Below are 15,261 nucleotides of genomic sequence, written 5' to 3' on the forward strand. Positions count from 1 at the left end.
GCTGCGAAACCCCGTAATTAAATACAAATTTGAGATATTCATCAAAAAAATGCTTTATCAGTTTAATAACATTGTGTTCACACGATAATTATTCATATTTCAGAGGTCAACGATGAAAATTGGATTAGTCATTAGTGGCGGCGATGTTAGCGGAATAAATAACTTCATCTTTCAGGTGAACAGAATGACAGATGCTGACATCGTTATTTTTGATGGTGGAATTAATGGCCTTATCGACAATTGCTGCAAAGCGATTACTCGCCGCGATCTGGTTGATTATTCCATCTCATCAATGCCGTTGATGACGTCAGGGAGAAGAGCAGGAAAATGCAGAAAAGCTGATTATGAGAAAATCGTTAAAAATATACAAAAACAAAAACTCGATGCGCTCATCATGGCTGGGGGTGATGGATCATTCCAATTTCTCAAGAAGCTCAGCCACTATGGTGTCCATTGCTACGGCGTAGGAATGACGATTGACAATGATATTTCAGGAAACAGCTACACGATTGGTTTTTCTACCGCCTGCGAACAGGTAATGAGTGAGGTAGAAAAGTTACGCAATACGGGCCGGGGATTACAAGGCCGAGTATTCATGATTGAACTGCTGGGCGGTTATTGTGGGGAATTAACATTACAGGCCGCATTAAAAAGCAATGCTGACATTGCGCTTATTCCAGAGTCACCCTGGGACATGGATACGTTATCACAATGTATTCGGGAAAAGATTGCAGAACAGAACAGCGTGATTATTTTATGCTCTGAAGGCTATACCCAGGAATATACGCCCGGCTTTCAGGGCGCGATCGACACCATTATCAAGAAGCTAGAGCACAAAATTGGAATCCGTATCCGAAAGACTATTTTGGGATATGGTTTACGAAATGGCGCGCCCACCGGGGAAGAAATTATTCAGGGCACCCTTTTAGCAGAGGAAGTCGTTCGGTGTATCAACACTGGGCTGACAAATAAAATCATTATTATTAATAACAACAACAAAGCTATTCCCATCGACTTAGAGGAGTCCGAACGCCGCTTAGTCGATGTAGAAAGTCATCTTTATAAGCTCGCGAAAGCTCATCATCTTATATGAGGCCATTATTATGTTGAAAGTTCTTTGCGTATGCGGCTGTGGATTAGGCTCCAGTTTCGCTATCGAAATGAGTGCAAAATCCGTACTAAAAAAACTGGGCATTGATGCAGAAATAAATCACACCACGATTTCAGAAGCCTCTGCCTTCCGCTATGACGTCATTTTAACGCAGAAAATATTTGCGGATATTCTGACTAGTGATGCCAATGAGGATGAGAAAAAAAGAATCATCATTCTTAATAAATTGACCGACAAAGACGAAATAGAAGAAAAAATCTTAGCGTATATTCAGGCTCATAAATAACATGAGGTGAAAAATGAACACCGTTATCAATTTCATTGTGAAAGATTTATTAGGCCAGGCATCCATATTAATCGCACTGATCGCCATGATTGGTTTGATTCTACAGAAAAAATCAGTCGGAAAAATTGCAGAAGGAACGTTCAAGACCCTACTGGGTTTCCTCATCATGATGGCGGGGATTAACATCATCGTCGACACCCTGACGTATTTGAATAGCATCTTTACTCAGGGGTTTGGCATGACAGGCTACATCACCGATGTTGCCGCTATCGCCGGACTGGCCAACCGCGAACTCGGGTCAGAAGTTGCCTTGACGCTCATGGTGATCTTTGCGGTCAACATCCTTATTGCGCGCATTACTCCCTTTAAATATATCTTCCTGACTGGGCAAGCCCTGCTGTGGATGGCAACAATCGGTACCGTGATCGGCTACAAATCGGGTTTAACCGGCGCAACACTGATCCTCACCGGAGGCATATTTGGCGGCATTATGGCCGTGCTGATGCCCGCGCTAGCGCAGCCGATTGTACGTAAAATCACGAATTCTGATGATGTAGCGCTCGGGCATTTTTGTACCATCGGGTATCTGGTGCAAGCTGCCGTCGCCCGTTTAGTCGGTAAAAACTCCAAATCTACCGAGGACTTAACGCTACCCGATAACTTCAAATTCTTGCAGGATACCTACCTGTCAATGGCCGTGGTTATGGTACCGATGTACCTCATCCCTGCCGTGGCGGCTGGACCGGCCTATATCGCGCAATACGCCAACGGCGTTAACTATCTGATGTATTCCTTCATGCAGTCCATGCAGTTTGTCGCAGGGGTGTTTGTTCTCTACAGCGGTGTACGTCTGCTGCTTAATGAATTAGTTCCCGCATTCCGCGGCATCGCGATGCGTCTGGTACCCAACGCCAAACCCGCGCTGGATTGCCCGGTGCTCTTCCCTTATGCGCCCAACGCCGTGATTGTCGGCTTTCTTGCTACCACCGTCGGCTCTGTTCTGGGAATGCTGATCTTTCCAATGTTTGGGTTGGCGATGATTCTGCCGGGGTTATTGACCAACTTCTTTGCTGGCGGGACAGCGGGTATTTTCGGCAACGCACTGGGAGGGCGTCGTGGCGCCGTCATCGGAGGCGTCGTTCATGGTCTTTTCATTACCCTATTGCCCGCCATTTTGGTGCCATTACTGGAAGTCTTCGGGTTTACCGGCGTGACCTTTAGTGATTCTGATGTCATCAGTACAGGTCTGATATTAGGACACGCATTCCAACAAGATTGGTTATTTGTCGCTGCGTTTGTCGCATTCGTTGCATTCATTGCCTTTATTGCGAATCGTAAATTATCGCAATAGCGCATGGCCTTTCGATGGTCTGTCGTCATTAACGTTATGTAAACGGGTTAAGGGGTCACGATGTTTTCTTTTCTCAGGCGTTTTTTATCTTCCGGATTCTCTGCCGATCGTCGTAGTCATGTGAATGACAACATTGCCAAAGAAATGGAACAAGAATTAGCAGAGCTGGAATCTCGCTTAATACAAGATCCGAACCATAGTGAAACGCAGAAAATGTTAATGATTAAATACAACCAGGCCATCCAGTTATTTTCTGGGCATCCTGATTATCGACATCGCGTTGATGATATTTTTATCAAAATTGATGAACTCAGAAACACCATTCGTAAAAGTATATGAGGCGTTATGAGCATAAAAAACTTCCTGTTACAACATAACTGTATTCAACTTGGCGTGGTATGTAAAACGTGGGAAGACGCGATATATTGTGCCGCACAACCATTAATTAACGCAAAATTTATCACGGATGAGTATCCCATCGCGGTGATAAAAAACACGAAGAAATATGGTCCTTATTATGTTTTTGATGAAGGCATCGCGATTCCACATGCTCGCCCTGAATGCGGGGTGCGGGAGAATTGTTTCAGTTTACTGACGTTACAAACACCGATCTCTATTCAGGGAAGTGAACCCGTGGATATTTTAATTATGTTCGGTGGCGTTAGCAGTGATGCACATATTACGGAAGGCATTGCCTCTATCGTCAATCTACTGGAAAAAGACGACATGATCTCTCGTATTCGAACTGCCATAACATTCGATGACATTGTCGGGGTATTATGAAAAAACTTATTTTAGTAAATGGTATACCAGCATCGGGGAAAAGTACGGTAGCTCGAGTCATTGCAGATGAATTACATTTCCCTCTGTTGAGTCTCGATGAAATAAAAGAGCCTTTCATGGTGCAACTTTGCGACACCATTGATAGAACGTTAAACAGAAAGCTAGGGTATGCCGCGTATCAAGCCATGTTTAATATCGTTCAGCAGGCACCGAAAAACAGCACCATTATTCTTGATGCCTGGTTTGGTTTTCGCGAAAAATCACGATTACAAGAATATATCACTGCGTGTGACATCCACCACACGCTTGAAATATGGAATGCAATTTCCCCCGAACGAGTAGCAGAACGTTATCAGGCCAGAGTGCATAAAAGAATAAAAGGCCATCCCGGTGATGAATACCTTCCGGAATTAATGGCACTCGCACATCAGGCTCACCCGATGAGTATTGGTAAGTGCTACACGGTTGATCAGGATAAGGACATTAATTATCAGGAACTCATTCAATGGATTAAAAACAACCTGGATTAATCGATTATTGATATTAATTTTATGAGGATAATTATGATGAACACCATGACTACGGCTGAATACCGGGGATATCAATTAATTTGTGATGCAACGGGCTCAATGATGGTTATTGCCTGCGATCAACGTGGCGGAATGCGAACATTATTAGCATCGACCCCTGAAGCACAGGCTGCCATTACTAATGAAACATTAGGAAAAACAAAATATGACATTACACGTTATCTGGCGGCAGAGGCCGGATGCGTGCTGGTTGATCCTATTTGCGCCATACCCGGTCTGATCGATGAAAACATCTTGCCTCGTGATACCGGTCTGCTCATCGGGCTTGATGCGTCAGGCTGGGAAACGACGCCAGAAGGGTATCGGATCTCCACGCTGGTTGAGGGCGTCACGGCGCGTAAAGTACGTGAATGGGGAGCGACAGGGGGGAAAATTATGATCTACCTGCGTCCGGATAGACCGGATGCCAATACCCGTAACCTTGAAACACTCCGTACCGTGATACAGGATTTTGCGCAGGAAGATTTACTGCTCGTTGTCGAATTTCTGACCTACTCTCTGGAAAATGAATCTCGCGACACCTACACTCGTCTCCTGCCCGAACTCATCCCAGCAGGCTGTCAGGCCTGTATCGAGGCAGGCGCAAAGGTTTTAAAAATTCCTTATCCTGGATCTGATGAAGCCTGCGCGCACGTTACCGCGCTCTGCGGTAACATCCCCTGGGCAGTCCTCTCTGCGGGTGTCGATCACGCAACGTTTCTCCCGCAGGTAGAAAGCGCGTTGAAAAATGGCGCATCTGGCGTCATTGCCGGGCGTTCACTCTGGAAAGACTGTATATCCCTCGAACGTGCAATTTCAAAAGAGAAACTGTCTACCGTCGCCGTCTCGCGACTCAGAGATATTCAGGCACTCCTAAAACGCTATCAACGCTCCTAATCCGGCCTGCATTTTTTGCGCTCTCTCAGGAGAGCGCACTTCCCTCTCCTCCCGTACATACGCATGAATTTTCTACCCTATCGACAACCTTTTACCATCACATACGTTCGATTCCTCAATTGCCGCGCCTCCAAAGCTCAGCTATAACTAAATGAACAACGATGATTTTTTTGGCTGGGCCAACCGGAAGGCAGTAAACGGAATCTCACGTACAGGTTTGCTATATTAGGGGGCGCGCTGATGGCTATATCCACGGATAATCAGGTAAAAAAAACACTTCGCCTGAGTGATGGACCGGACTGGACGTTTGAGTTATTGCAGGTTTACCTTGATGAAATTGATCGGGTGGCCAAGTTGTATCGTCTGTCGACCTATCCTCATCAGATCGAAGTCATCACCTCAGAACAAATGATGGACGCCTATTCCAGTATAGGAATGCCGATCAACTATGCCCACTGGTCGTTCGGGAAGAAATTTATCGAAACCGAACAACGCTACAAACACGGGCAGCAGGGGCTGGCGTATGAGATCGTCATCAACTCCGATCCCTGTATCGCGTATTTGATGGAAGAGAACACACTGCCGATGCAGGCGCTGGTCATGGCGCATGCCTGCTACGGGCACAACTCGTTCTTCAAAGGCAACTACCTGTTCCGCAGTTGGACCGACGCCAGCTCCATCGTCGATTATCTGCTGTTTGCCCGGCAATATATCGCGCAATGCGAAGAGCGTTATGGCGTGGACGAAGTGGAACGCCTGTTAGATTCCTGCCATGCACTCATGAATTACGGCGTTGACCGCTACAAGCGCCCACAAAAAATTTCGCTTGAAGAGGAAAAGTCCCGCCAGAAAAGCCGTGAAGCCTACCTGCAAAGCCAGGTTAACGATCTCTGGAAGACATTACCACGGCGAGAACAAGGTGCCGCACCGGAGCAAGCGAGACGCTTTCCGCAAGAGCCGCAGGAAAACCTGCTCTATTTTATGGAGAAGAACGCACCGCTGCTGGAGCCTTGGCAGCGTGAGGTTCTGCGTATCGTGCGGAAAGTCAGTCAGTATTTTTATCCGCAGAAGCAGACGCAGGTAATGAATGAGGGCTGGGCTACGTTCTGGCACTACACCATTCTGAACCATCTCTATGATGAAGGCCGGGTCACTGAGCGCTTCATGATGGAATTCCTGCACAGCCATACCAACGTGATCTATCAACCGCCGTATAACAGCCCGTATTACAGCGGAATCAACCCCTATGCGCTGGGCTTCGCGATGTTTCAGGATATCAAGCGCATTTGTCAGTCGCCGACGGACGAGGACCGTTACTGGTTCCCCGATATTGCCGGTAAAGACTGGCTCGATACGCTGCATTTTGCGATGCAGAACTTCAAGGACGAGAGTTTCATCAGCCAGTTCCTGTCGCCTAAGCTGATGCGTGATTTCCGGCTATTTACGGTGCTGGACGACGATCGAAACAACTATCTGGAAATCGCGGCGATTCACGACGAAGAAGGCTACCGCCTGATCCGGCAGGAGCTTTCCGCACAGTACAACCTGAGCCATCTGGAGCCGAATATTCAGGTCTGGAATGTGGATTTGCGCGGCAATCGGGCGCTAACGCTGCGCTATGTTCCGCATAATCGCGCCCCGCTGGATAAAAGCAGCCAGGAAGTGTTGAAGCACGTCCACCGCCTGTGGGGCTTTGACGTCTATCTGGAACAGGCTAACGCAGATGGAAGCGTTGAGCTGCTTGAACGCTGCCCGCCGCGTAACGGAACAGCATCCACATAGCGGAACATGGCTACACAGCCAAAGACAAAGGGGATTCAGGTTGTCACCTGAATCCCCTTTTCACATGTTCCGTTTAACAATGCAGCGACGCGGTATAAACCTTAGCGGCGAACTTCCGCGATATCCCGTGGGATAGCGCTCTGCATACTGTGCCAGATCGCTCCGCTTTCTTTACCGTAATGTCTGACGACATCCATTACCTGATCGTACAGCTCTTCGCTGCGCAATGCTTCCAACCGACCGTAAAAATTCACCGCCAGCTTGCGGGCTTCCGGGTTGGAAAAATAGTAGCGCCCTACGCGAATATATAACCCCTTCAAACCGTTCAGGATCAGGCCATAAATCGGATTGCCGGAAGCAAAAGCCAGACCGCGGAACACGTTGTAATCCAGTTGCGCAAAGGCTTCTGCGCTATCGTCTACCGCGTTTGCCTGAGTCAACACGTCACGCACCTTTTCCGGGTTATGTCGTAACGCCGTCCGAATAAAGATGGCGGCGATGTTGGTTCGCACGGCCAGCAGGTTATCGATCAGCTGCGGCACGCTATCGTGATCGAGCCGTGCCAGCGTTTCCAGAATATTGAGCCCGGAAGTTTCCCAAAAATTGTTAATTTTTGTTGGCTTTCCGTGCTGTATCGTTAGCCAACCATCGCGAGCCAAGCGCTGAAGCACTTCGCGCAGGGTAGTACGGGTCACGCCGATCAGTTCGGAAAGTTCTCTTTCCGCGGGCAAAATAGAGCCTGGAGGAAAACGGTTATTCCATATACTTTCGATAATGTATTCTTCCGCGAATCCAGCCGGACTTTGCGCCTTTATAACCATGTGTTTGATAATCCGTAGCGGTGATTGCTGAAAAAAGCCGAATCATAATACCAGACGAAAGAATCATGATATAGCGCCGCACTCAGGCGCCGAACCATTTCAATGAAAAATTGTGACTACAAACCGCCCTCTCGCCGCGCAAAACGGTAGACTTCTGACCGTTTGTAAAGTTTTTACTATATGATAAGAGCCATCAAACTATTCTAACAAATAAGGATTCTTCTTCTATTATGACAGGCATGCCCCTCCACCGCGCGCTGTTAAAAAATTTCCTGGGATACGCGCCAGACTGGTACAAACTGACTATTTTTTGCTTCTTGCTGGTTAATCCGCTGCTGTTCTATTTTGTCAGCCCATTTTGGGCCGGCTGGTTATTAGTTGTGGAGTTTATTTTTACGCTAGGCATGGCGCTGAAATGTTACCCGCTACAACCCGGTGGCCTGCTGGCGCTACAAGCCATGCTCATCGGTATGACCAGTCCGCAGCAGGTGTGGCATGAAGTCACGGGGAATATTGAAGTCCTCATGCTGCTGGTGTTTATGGTGGCAGGCATCTATTTCATGAAGCAACTGCTGCTTTTTGTCTTTACTAAACTGCTGCTGCGCATTCATTCCAAGGCACTGTTATCACTCGCCTTCTGTGGTGCCGCTGCCTTCCTTTCCGCATTCCTTGATGCTCTGACCGTGATCGCCGTTGTTATCAGCGTCGCTATCGGATTTTATGGTATTTACCACCGTTTCGCGTCCCAACAGGGTGGGAACGAAGCGGATATCAGCGATGATAGTGCGCTAAGCAGCGAGGAACATCGTCATACGCTGGAACAGTTCCGGGCATTCCTGCGCAGCCTGCTCATGCATGCTGGCGTCGGTACTGCACTGGGCGGCGTGATGACAATGGTTGGTGAACCTCAGAATTTGATCATCGCGAAAAGCGCTGGCTGGGATTTCGTCAGCTTCTTCCTGCATATGTCACCCGTGACCGTTCCCGTGTTTATTTGCGGGATTCTAACCTGCGTGCTGGTTGAGCGTTTTAAAGTCTTCGGCTATGGCGTAAGTCTGCCGGACAACGTGCGACGCGTGCTTGAGGATTACGATCGGGACATGACAGAAAAACGCACGCCGCAGGATAAAGTGCGCTTACTCGTACAGGCGGTGATTGGTATTTGGCTTATTGTCGCGCTGGCGTTTCATCTGGCTGAGGTCGGACTGATTGGTCTTTCCGTGATTATTATGGCCACGGCATTCTGCGGCGTGACCGAAGAACATGCCATCGGTAAAGCGTTTCAGGATGCCATGCCGTTTACCGCGCTGCTGACGGTTTTCTTTGCCATCGTTGCCGTCATTATCGATCAGCAGCTGTTTTCTCCGATTATCCATTACGTCCTGCAATCGTCTGAGAGTTCGCAACTGACGCAATTTTATCTGTTCAATGGACTGCTATCGTCGATATCGGATAACGTCTTTGTTGGTTCGGTTTATATCAACGAAGCGCGCAGCGCCTTTGAGAACGGTCACATCTCGCTCTCTCAGTTCGAGTTGCTCGCCGTGGCGATCAATACCGGCACCAACCTGCCTTCTGTCGCCACGCCGAATGGGCAAGCGGCGTTTCTGTTTCTGCTGACATCTTCGCTGGCTCCGCTTATCCGCCTGTCTTACGGACGTATGGTGATTATGGCGCTGCCTTACACGATTGTGATGACGCTGGTCGGGTTGCTTTGCGTTGAGTTCACGCTAGTGCCGTTTACTGACTTTTTGATGAATAATCACTGGATTTCTTTGCCAAATTTGACCCTATCAGGCAGTCACTCATAATCACGATCGTGTATAGTAATCACGGTGGCGACAATTTCCGTCTTGATGATGTTATCAATACGATTTTCGCCGCCGTAAAATGACAGAAAAAGCATCAAATAAACATATCGTTACGTTTTGCACAGTGAAATGATGGCAGTGAAGCCAGAACGGTTTACACTGCTGCTTTAATCATGTTTAGCATGGAATATTTTTATGTTGCGATTTCTTAATCGTTGCTCACGCGGGCGTGGTGCGTGGCTGCTGCTGGCGTTTACTGCTTTAGCATTGGAATTGACTGCGCTCTATTTTCAGCATGTTATGTTATTAAAACCGTGCGTGCTGTGTATTTATCAGCGTTGCGCGCTGTGGGGCGTGTTCGCCGCGGGTATTGTTGGTGCCATCGCACCATCAACGGCGTTGCGTTACCCGGCCATCGCGTTATGGATATACAGTTCTTACGAAGGCGTTCGACTGGCATGGAAACACACGGATATTTTGTTAAATCCGTCGCCATTTACCACCTGTGATTTCTTTGTCAGCTTCCCATCCTGGTTACCTTTAGACAAATGGCTCCCGGCCATTTTCAATGCGACAGGGGATTGCTCAGTGCGTCAGTGGGAATTCCTCTCTCTGGAAATGCCGCAATGGCTGCTTGGCATCTTTGTCGCCTATCTGGTGGTTGCCGTGCTGGTATTGATCGCTCAGCCTTTCCGTCCCAAACGCCGCGACCTCTTCAGCCGTTAATCCATAATCTGTTAAGCATAAACCGAAAAGCCCGACACTGTTGTCGGGCTTCTGGTAACCGTTTCTACGCCTCACAGGCTTGCTACGACGCTCACTGTTGTGGTCTGTAGATATCGCGATAATGGCCTAATCGCTCGTTGAAGAAAGGCCTTTTTTCCTGCGGGATTCTTCGTGATATTTCATCTGCGTCGATCTTTTTTTCCTGACTTTCCATGAAAGCAATCGTGGAGGCAGCAAAGTCGGTGTACTGCTCGCTGTACTCAAGAATGATTTTCTCAAAGTTAATCACATGCTCTCCCCCTCTGCTGGTTATGCTGCTCTAAAATTATACAACACGTCACGATTTATGCCGGAGGTGACAGCATGATTCGCACAAGGAAAAAGAAAAATGTGAAGTGGCAGGCAAAACGCAGATGCGAGTTCACTGACGTCACCTAAAAATACGAAGAGGAAATTCTCCATTCATTTCGATATAATCACTTAAAATTACTGTGGTTTTTCACAAGGAAGCAGTCTGTAATGAAATATCTCTTTGCCATTATTCCACTGATGTTAACGTCGTGTACAACAACAAGCGAGCTCCAATCTGAATGCGAAAGCCGGTACGCGCGCCTCAGCGATATGGCGACCTGTCTGGATTACTCAATAAAAAAAGAACCCATTCTCTCTTCAACACCTTGGCTGAAGCTCTATGTCTTAAACGCAAAAGTGTTGGGGAAAAAAGTGGACAAAGGGGAAATGGATGATCTGGATGCAAGAATTGAATTGCAAAATCAGTATATTGCTTTCAAACAAAAAGAAGCTGAAGCTGACGAAGCTCGTTATCAACAGTCACAAAGAAACCAGTTGGTTCAACAGGAGATTGACAGGAATCAGCAGTCGATAGACAGAGCAAAACTCATAAACGATAAAATCGCCGCACAACAGTAAGCCTACGACTCAATACAGCACAACAGCAGCACGTCACCGTGGCGTCTACTTCACATCACGGTGACAATCTCTTTAATTTACGCCCTCACCGCGCCCATTCAGGTTTGTTCAGTATGTGATCCTGCCAGTCCACCACTTCAGTCTCACGTACAGCGATATGGCGCACGGAGATACGCTCGCGGTGCATGGCTGTCTTGGTGCCGCAGACCAGCGGATGCCACTGCGGTAAATCTTCACGTTCATGAATCAGACGATACGCACAGGTCGCCGGTAGCCAGTTAAACGTCAGCAGGTTTTCTCGCGTCAGCTTGATGCAATCGGGTTCGTACTCGAAGCGTTTCTCATAGTTACGGCACTGACAGCTTTTAATATTCAGTTGATTACAGGCGACGTTGGTAAAGTAGATCTCCTCCGTATCCTCATCAATCAGTTTATGCAAACAGCACTGACCGCAGCCATCGCACAGCGATTCCCATTCATCGTCAGACATCTCAGACAACGTTTTTTGCTGCCAAAAAGGGCGTTCAGTCATGTTTCTTCCAGTTAACTTATGTTGCGTTGTGAATATTGTAAACAAAGATGCGTGATTCTGGCAGGCACGGCGGGGAGATTTTGCTGCCCGTCATTCAACACGGGCAGCCAGGGGCGTTAGATAATACGCGTGCTCAACGTCCGGTCATTCACCGTAATCGTCAGCATATCGCCAGACAGGATCGGACCGACCCCTTTTGGCGTACCCGTCAAAATAATATCGCCCGCGCGCAGCGTAAAGAAACGGCTCATGTAGGCAATCAGCGGCAGAATCGGCGTAATCATATCACGCGTGTTGCCCTGCTGGCGCACTTCATCATTCACTTTTACACCCAATTCGGTTTGCTGCGGATCGCCAAACTCGGCCACCGGAATAAAACCGGAGATCGGGCAGGAACCGTCAAACGCTTTGGCTTTTTCCCACGGCTGGCCCGCTTTTTTGAATTCGGACTGCAAATCACGCAGCGTCAGATCCAGCGCCACACCATAACCCGCAATCGCCCGAGCGACGCGCTCTTCATTCGCCTGCTTTAACGGTGTACCTATCAGCACTGCCAGCTCGACTTCATGGTGAACCGAACCCAGATTTTTAGGAATGGCAACGGGCTGACGTAAATCACACAGTGCGGTTTCAGGCTTGATGAATAACACGGGTTCAGCCGGAGTCGCACTGCCCATTTCCTTGATATGTTCTGAGTAGTTGCTTCCGACGCAAACGACTTTATTTACCGGGAAATCAAGCAACGCGCCCTGCCAGTCTCTGTGTTGGTACATGGGTATTCTCCTGCCCTGTCTGTTGGATTACTCGCTGCCTTCGTGGTGCAGATCTGCCCAAAAAGAAAACAGCTATACCTGTCATACTTCAAGCTGCATGTGCTTTGGCTACGCTACTCGGCCCATTGGGGCCGCTGCAAGCAGCGTTCAAACCTACCTCTGGCAGATTTGTCAGTCACCCGAATCACTTACTTGTGTAAGCTCATCGGGATGAAATGAGAGACGTCCTGTCTCTCACCGAAGGCCAGCCGTTGGCTGGTCAAATTCGTTCCCGACGAATTTGTCCCTCTTTTGCCGTCTTCTTGCAACCCGAATTATTTAGGGTGTTATAAGAACACGATGGTGCAAAACCATCGTTATATCATCGCAACAGGGGTTCACCCAACAGATTTCAGGAGAACAAGGCGTGCGTTCGTGTGGTCTGGAGAGACGTCATAACCCATCAAGAAGGGAAACAATTAAATTATGGCGGAGTAAAACCAGAAAAATGAATATTTATCGCGCGGAATATCATGTCAATGGCTAAGATATTCCACGCCAAATTATGTTTGCGGTTTTATCTGAAAGTACGCCTTGGTATTATTTTTTTACACTTACACCGGCGTGTTTAATAAGTTCTCAACCGGAGGTGGAACTTGCAGATAAAAGCCCTGTTCCTGTAGCGCAAGTTTCACTTTTTCTATATCGGCATTCGCCAGTTTTTTACGCTCATCCAACGGTAAGACCATGGCTAACTGCGGCGTGCCAAAACTTTTCATTAATTCTTCCGGCACGCGCGAGAAATCGTCTTTTTTTTCAACATAAAGATAGGTCTGATCGCGTTTAGCGCTTCGATAGATCACACAAAACATTTTTTTTACTCTATTTGATGGGAATGCCATCTTGCCTGTATATAATTGTGACTATAACATGCTTACAGCGCTCTGGAATATCATGCCTTAAATGTTACTCTAGGGATTAAAAGATGCTGAAACTGAGTCAGGATAGATGTCACAAACGCCAATAGAGTTAAAAGGCAGCAGCTTTACCTTATCGGTTGTTCATTTGCATGATTCCCAACCCGAGGTAATTTACCAGGCACTACAGGAAAAAATAGAGCAAGCGCCTGCTTTCCTGAAAAATGCCCCCGTTGTCATTAACGTTGCCGCATTAACTGCGGAGACTGACTGGATAAAATTACAGCAGGCCATTTCATCAACCGGTCTGCATGTCGTTGGCGTCAGTGGATGCACCGACGATGCATTAAAGAAAACCATTGCGCAGGCGGGACTTCCCCTTCTGAGCGAAGGTAAAGCACAACGCCGGGTAGTCGAACCCGTCGCCGCCGTTCCTGCCGCGGTGAAAACGAAAGTCATCAATACCCCCGTTCGCTCCGGCCAACAGATTTACGCCCGGAACTGTGACTTGATTGTCACAAGTAGCGTCAGCGCGGGGGCTGAAGTGATTGCAGACGGCAATATTCATATTTACGGCATGATGCGCGGTCGAGCCCTCGCAGGCGTTTCTGGCGATGTTCAGAGCCAGATATTCTGTACGCATCTGGCCGCAGAACTGGTCTCTATCGCTGGCCGTTACTGGCTGAGCGACCAGATTCCTGAACCGTATTTTGGGCAGCCAGCGCGGATCAACCTGAACCAGCTGGACAATGTTTTAACGATAAAACCTCTAGACTAGAATCTCCCAAGGAAACATTTATGGCACGCATCATTGTTGTTACATCGGGTAAAGGGGGCGTTGGCAAGACCACATCAAGCGCGGCCATTGCTACCGGTTTAGCCCAGAAAGGAAAAAAGACGGTTGTCATCGATTTTGACATTGGTCTGCGTAACCTCGACCTGATCATGGGATGTGAGCGTCGCGTGGTGTATGACTTCGTGAACGTTATTCAGGGTGATGCCACGCTGAATCAGGCGTTAATCAAAGATAAGAGAACGGACAACCTCTACATTCTGCCTGCCTCACAAACGCGTGATAAAGATGCGTTAACGCATGAAGGCGTGGAGAAAGTGCTCAACGATCTGGGCGACATGGAGTTCGATTTTATCGTGTGTGATTCCCCTGCCGGGATTGAAACGGGTGCGTTGATGGCGCTCTATTTCGCCGACGAAGCGATTATCACCACCAACCCAGAAGTCTCTTCCGTTCGCGACTCCGACCGTATTTTGGGCATTCTGTCCTCGAAATCACGCCGTGCTGAACGTTCTGAAGATCCGATCAAAGAGCACCTGCTGTTGACACGCTATAACCCAGGCCGGGTGAGCCGTGGCGACATGCTGAGTATGGAAGACGTGCTTGAGATTCTGCGGATTCCGCTGGTTGGCGTGATCCCTGAAGACCAGTCCGTACTCCGCGCCTCTAACCAGGGCGAACCTGTCATTCTGGATGCTGAAGCTGATGCTGGCAAAGCTTACGCGGACACCGTTGAACGTCTGCTTGGCGAAGAGCGTCCTTTCCGTTTTATTGAAGAAGAGAAGAAGGGTTTCCTTAAACGACTTTTTGGGGGATAAATTATGGCTTTACTGGACTTCTTTCTGTCCCGCAAAAAAACGACAGCCAATATCGCCAAGGAACGGCTGCAAATTATTGTCGCGGAGCGACGCCGGGGAGATAGTGAACCCCATTATCTGCCGCAATTAAAGCGGGATATTCTTGAGGTTATCTGTAAATATGTACAGATTGATCCTGAGATGGTGACAGTTCAACTTGAGCAAAAAGGAGATGATATTTCCGTGCTTGAGTTGAATGTGACATTACCGGAAGCGGAAGAAACGCCTAAATGATTTTTCTGCTGTGATATCCCCTGCTTTTACGCAGGGGATAGCTATTCCCGTCATACTTCAAATTACGTGCACTTCATTCCATAATAGACTGTATATTTAGCCAGTCTTT

The 15,261-nt window shown here is 48.0% G+C and carries 19 protein-coding genes; 14 read left to right on the top strand and 5 right to left on the bottom strand.

Annotation, left to right across the window (positions count from 1 at the left end; all coding sequences use genetic code 11):
• The first annotated feature begins 112 nt into the window (after positions 1-112).
• The 8 genes from AB8809_RS12770 to AB8809_RS12805 all read left to right on the top strand — a co-directional run bounded on the left by AB8809_RS12770 (position 113) and on the right by AB8809_RS12805 (position 6,779).
• Entirely contained in the window at positions 113-1,093 is a 981-nt protein-coding gene (locus tag AB8809_RS12770; protein WP_349856717.1) for a 6-phosphofructokinase, read from the top strand.
• Positions 1,094-1,103: 10 nt separating this feature from the next.
• Positions 1,104-1,397 (top strand): PTS sugar transporter subunit IIB, encoded by a 294-nt coding sequence (locus AB8809_RS12775; RefSeq protein WP_015840189.1) that lies wholly within the window; start codon positions 1,104-1,106, stop codon positions 1,395-1,397.
• Positions 1,398-1,410: 13 nt separating this feature from the next.
• On the top strand, positions 1,411-2,748 hold the full coding sequence (locus AB8809_RS12780; protein ID WP_180776855.1) for a PTS sugar transporter subunit IIC: 1,338 nt from the start codon (positions 1,411-1,413) through the stop codon (positions 2,746-2,748).
• 60 nt (positions 2,749-2,808) lie between these two features.
• Positions 2,809-3,087, top strand: a complete 279-nt coding sequence (locus AB8809_RS12785; RefSeq protein WP_349856718.1) for a hypothetical protein — start codon at positions 2,809-2,811, stop codon at positions 3,085-3,087.
• 6 nt (positions 3,088-3,093) lie between these two features.
• A complete protein-coding gene (locus AB8809_RS12790; RefSeq protein WP_349856719.1) occupies positions 3,094-3,531 on the top strand; it encodes a PTS sugar transporter subunit IIA in 438 nt (145 codons plus the stop codon).
• Positions 3,528-4,061: an AAA family ATPase gene (locus tag AB8809_RS12795; RefSeq protein ID WP_349856720.1), complete on the top strand. Its 534-nt coding sequence runs from the start codon at positions 3,528-3,530 to the stop codon at positions 4,059-4,061. The genes AB8809_RS12790 and AB8809_RS12795 overlap by 4 nt, the downstream gene beginning before the upstream one ends.
• Positions 4,062-4,097: 36 nt before the next feature.
• A complete protein-coding gene (locus AB8809_RS12800; protein WP_194431788.1) occupies positions 4,098-4,997 on the top strand; it encodes a tagatose-bisphosphate aldolase in 900 nt (299 codons plus the stop codon).
• 240 nt (positions 4,998-5,237) lie between these two features.
• Positions 5,238-6,779: a SpoVR family protein gene (locus AB8809_RS12805; RefSeq protein WP_181828480.1), complete on the top strand. Its 1,542-nt coding sequence runs from the start codon at positions 5,238-5,240 to the stop codon at positions 6,777-6,779.
• Positions 6,780-6,880: 101 nt separating this feature from the next.
• Here the strand turns inward: AB8809_RS12805 and fadR are convergent, their stop codons facing one another.
• Positions 6,881-7,600, bottom strand: a complete 720-nt coding sequence (fadR, locus tag AB8809_RS12810; protein ID WP_015840182.1) for a fatty acid metabolism transcriptional regulator FadR — start codon at positions 7,598-7,600, stop codon at positions 6,881-6,883.
• Between the two features lie 230 nt (positions 7,601-7,830).
• On the opposite strand from fadR, the gene nhaB reads away from it, so the two are divergent.
• Complete coding sequence (gene nhaB, locus AB8809_RS12815) at positions 7,831-9,411, top strand: sodium/proton antiporter NhaB (protein ID WP_349856721.1); 1,581 nt, start codon at positions 7,831-7,833, stop codon at positions 9,409-9,411.
• A gap of 195 nt (positions 9,412-9,606) precedes the next feature.
• Positions 9,607-10,137, top strand: a complete 531-nt coding sequence (gene dsbB, locus AB8809_RS12820; protein ID WP_015840180.1) for a disulfide bond formation protein DsbB — start codon at positions 9,607-9,609, stop codon at positions 10,135-10,137.
• Between the two features lie 91 nt (positions 10,138-10,228).
• Here dsbB and AB8809_RS12825 read toward each other — a convergent pair whose 3' ends face one another.
• A complete protein-coding gene (locus AB8809_RS12825) occupies positions 10,229-10,426 on the bottom strand; it encodes a DNA polymerase III subunit theta (RefSeq protein ID WP_010275471.1) in 198 nt (65 codons plus the stop codon).
• Between the two features lie 230 nt (positions 10,427-10,656).
• On the opposite strand from AB8809_RS12825, the gene AB8809_RS12830 reads away from it, so the two are divergent.
• Positions 10,657-11,067, top strand: a complete 411-nt coding sequence (locus AB8809_RS12830; protein ID WP_320702267.1) for a hypothetical protein — start codon at positions 10,657-10,659, stop codon at positions 11,065-11,067.
• An 85-nt stretch (positions 11,068-11,152) separates the two neighbouring features.
• Here AB8809_RS12830 and AB8809_RS12835 read toward each other — a convergent pair whose 3' ends face one another.
• From AB8809_RS12835 to AB8809_RS12845, 3 genes are all read right to left on the bottom strand, one after another.
• Positions 11,153-11,599, bottom strand: a complete 447-nt coding sequence (locus AB8809_RS12835) for a YcgN family cysteine cluster protein (protein ID WP_015840178.1) — start codon at positions 11,597-11,599, stop codon at positions 11,153-11,155.
• A gap of 116 nt (positions 11,600-11,715) precedes the next feature.
• The gene (locus tag AB8809_RS12840) at positions 11,716-12,372 is read right to left on the bottom strand and encodes a fumarylacetoacetate hydrolase family protein (RefSeq protein WP_180741087.1); all 657 of its coding nucleotides are present in this window, start codon (positions 12,370-12,372) and stop codon (positions 11,716-11,718) included.
• A gap of 593 nt (positions 12,373-12,965) precedes the next feature.
• Positions 12,966-13,223, bottom strand: a complete 258-nt coding sequence (locus AB8809_RS12845; RefSeq protein ID WP_015840176.1) for a YcgL domain-containing protein — start codon at positions 13,221-13,223, stop codon at positions 12,966-12,968.
• Between the two features lie 136 nt (positions 13,224-13,359).
• Between AB8809_RS12845 and minC the strand changes: the two genes are divergently transcribed.
• From minC to minE, 3 genes are read left to right on the top strand one after another with little or no spacing between them, the layout of a single operon-like run.
• Entirely contained in the window at positions 13,360-14,046 is a 687-nt protein-coding gene (gene minC / locus AB8809_RS12850; protein WP_010275486.1) for a septum site-determining protein MinC, read from the top strand.
• 20 nt (positions 14,047-14,066) lie between these two features.
• Positions 14,067-14,879, top strand: coding sequence for a septum site-determining protein MinD (minD, locus tag AB8809_RS12855; RefSeq protein WP_015840175.1), 813 nt, complete (start codon positions 14,067-14,069; stop codon positions 14,877-14,879).
• Positions 14,880-14,882: 3 nt separating this feature from the next.
• On the top strand, positions 14,883-15,152 hold the full coding sequence (gene minE / locus AB8809_RS12860) for a cell division topological specificity factor MinE (RefSeq protein WP_015840174.1): 270 nt from the start codon (positions 14,883-14,885) through the stop codon (positions 15,150-15,152).
• Positions 15,153-15,261: the final 109 nt, after the last annotated feature.

It is taken from the genome of Pectobacterium aroidearum (assembly GCF_041228105.1).
GTDB lineage: Bacteria > Pseudomonadota > Gammaproteobacteria > Enterobacterales > Enterobacteriaceae > Pectobacterium > Pectobacterium aroidearum.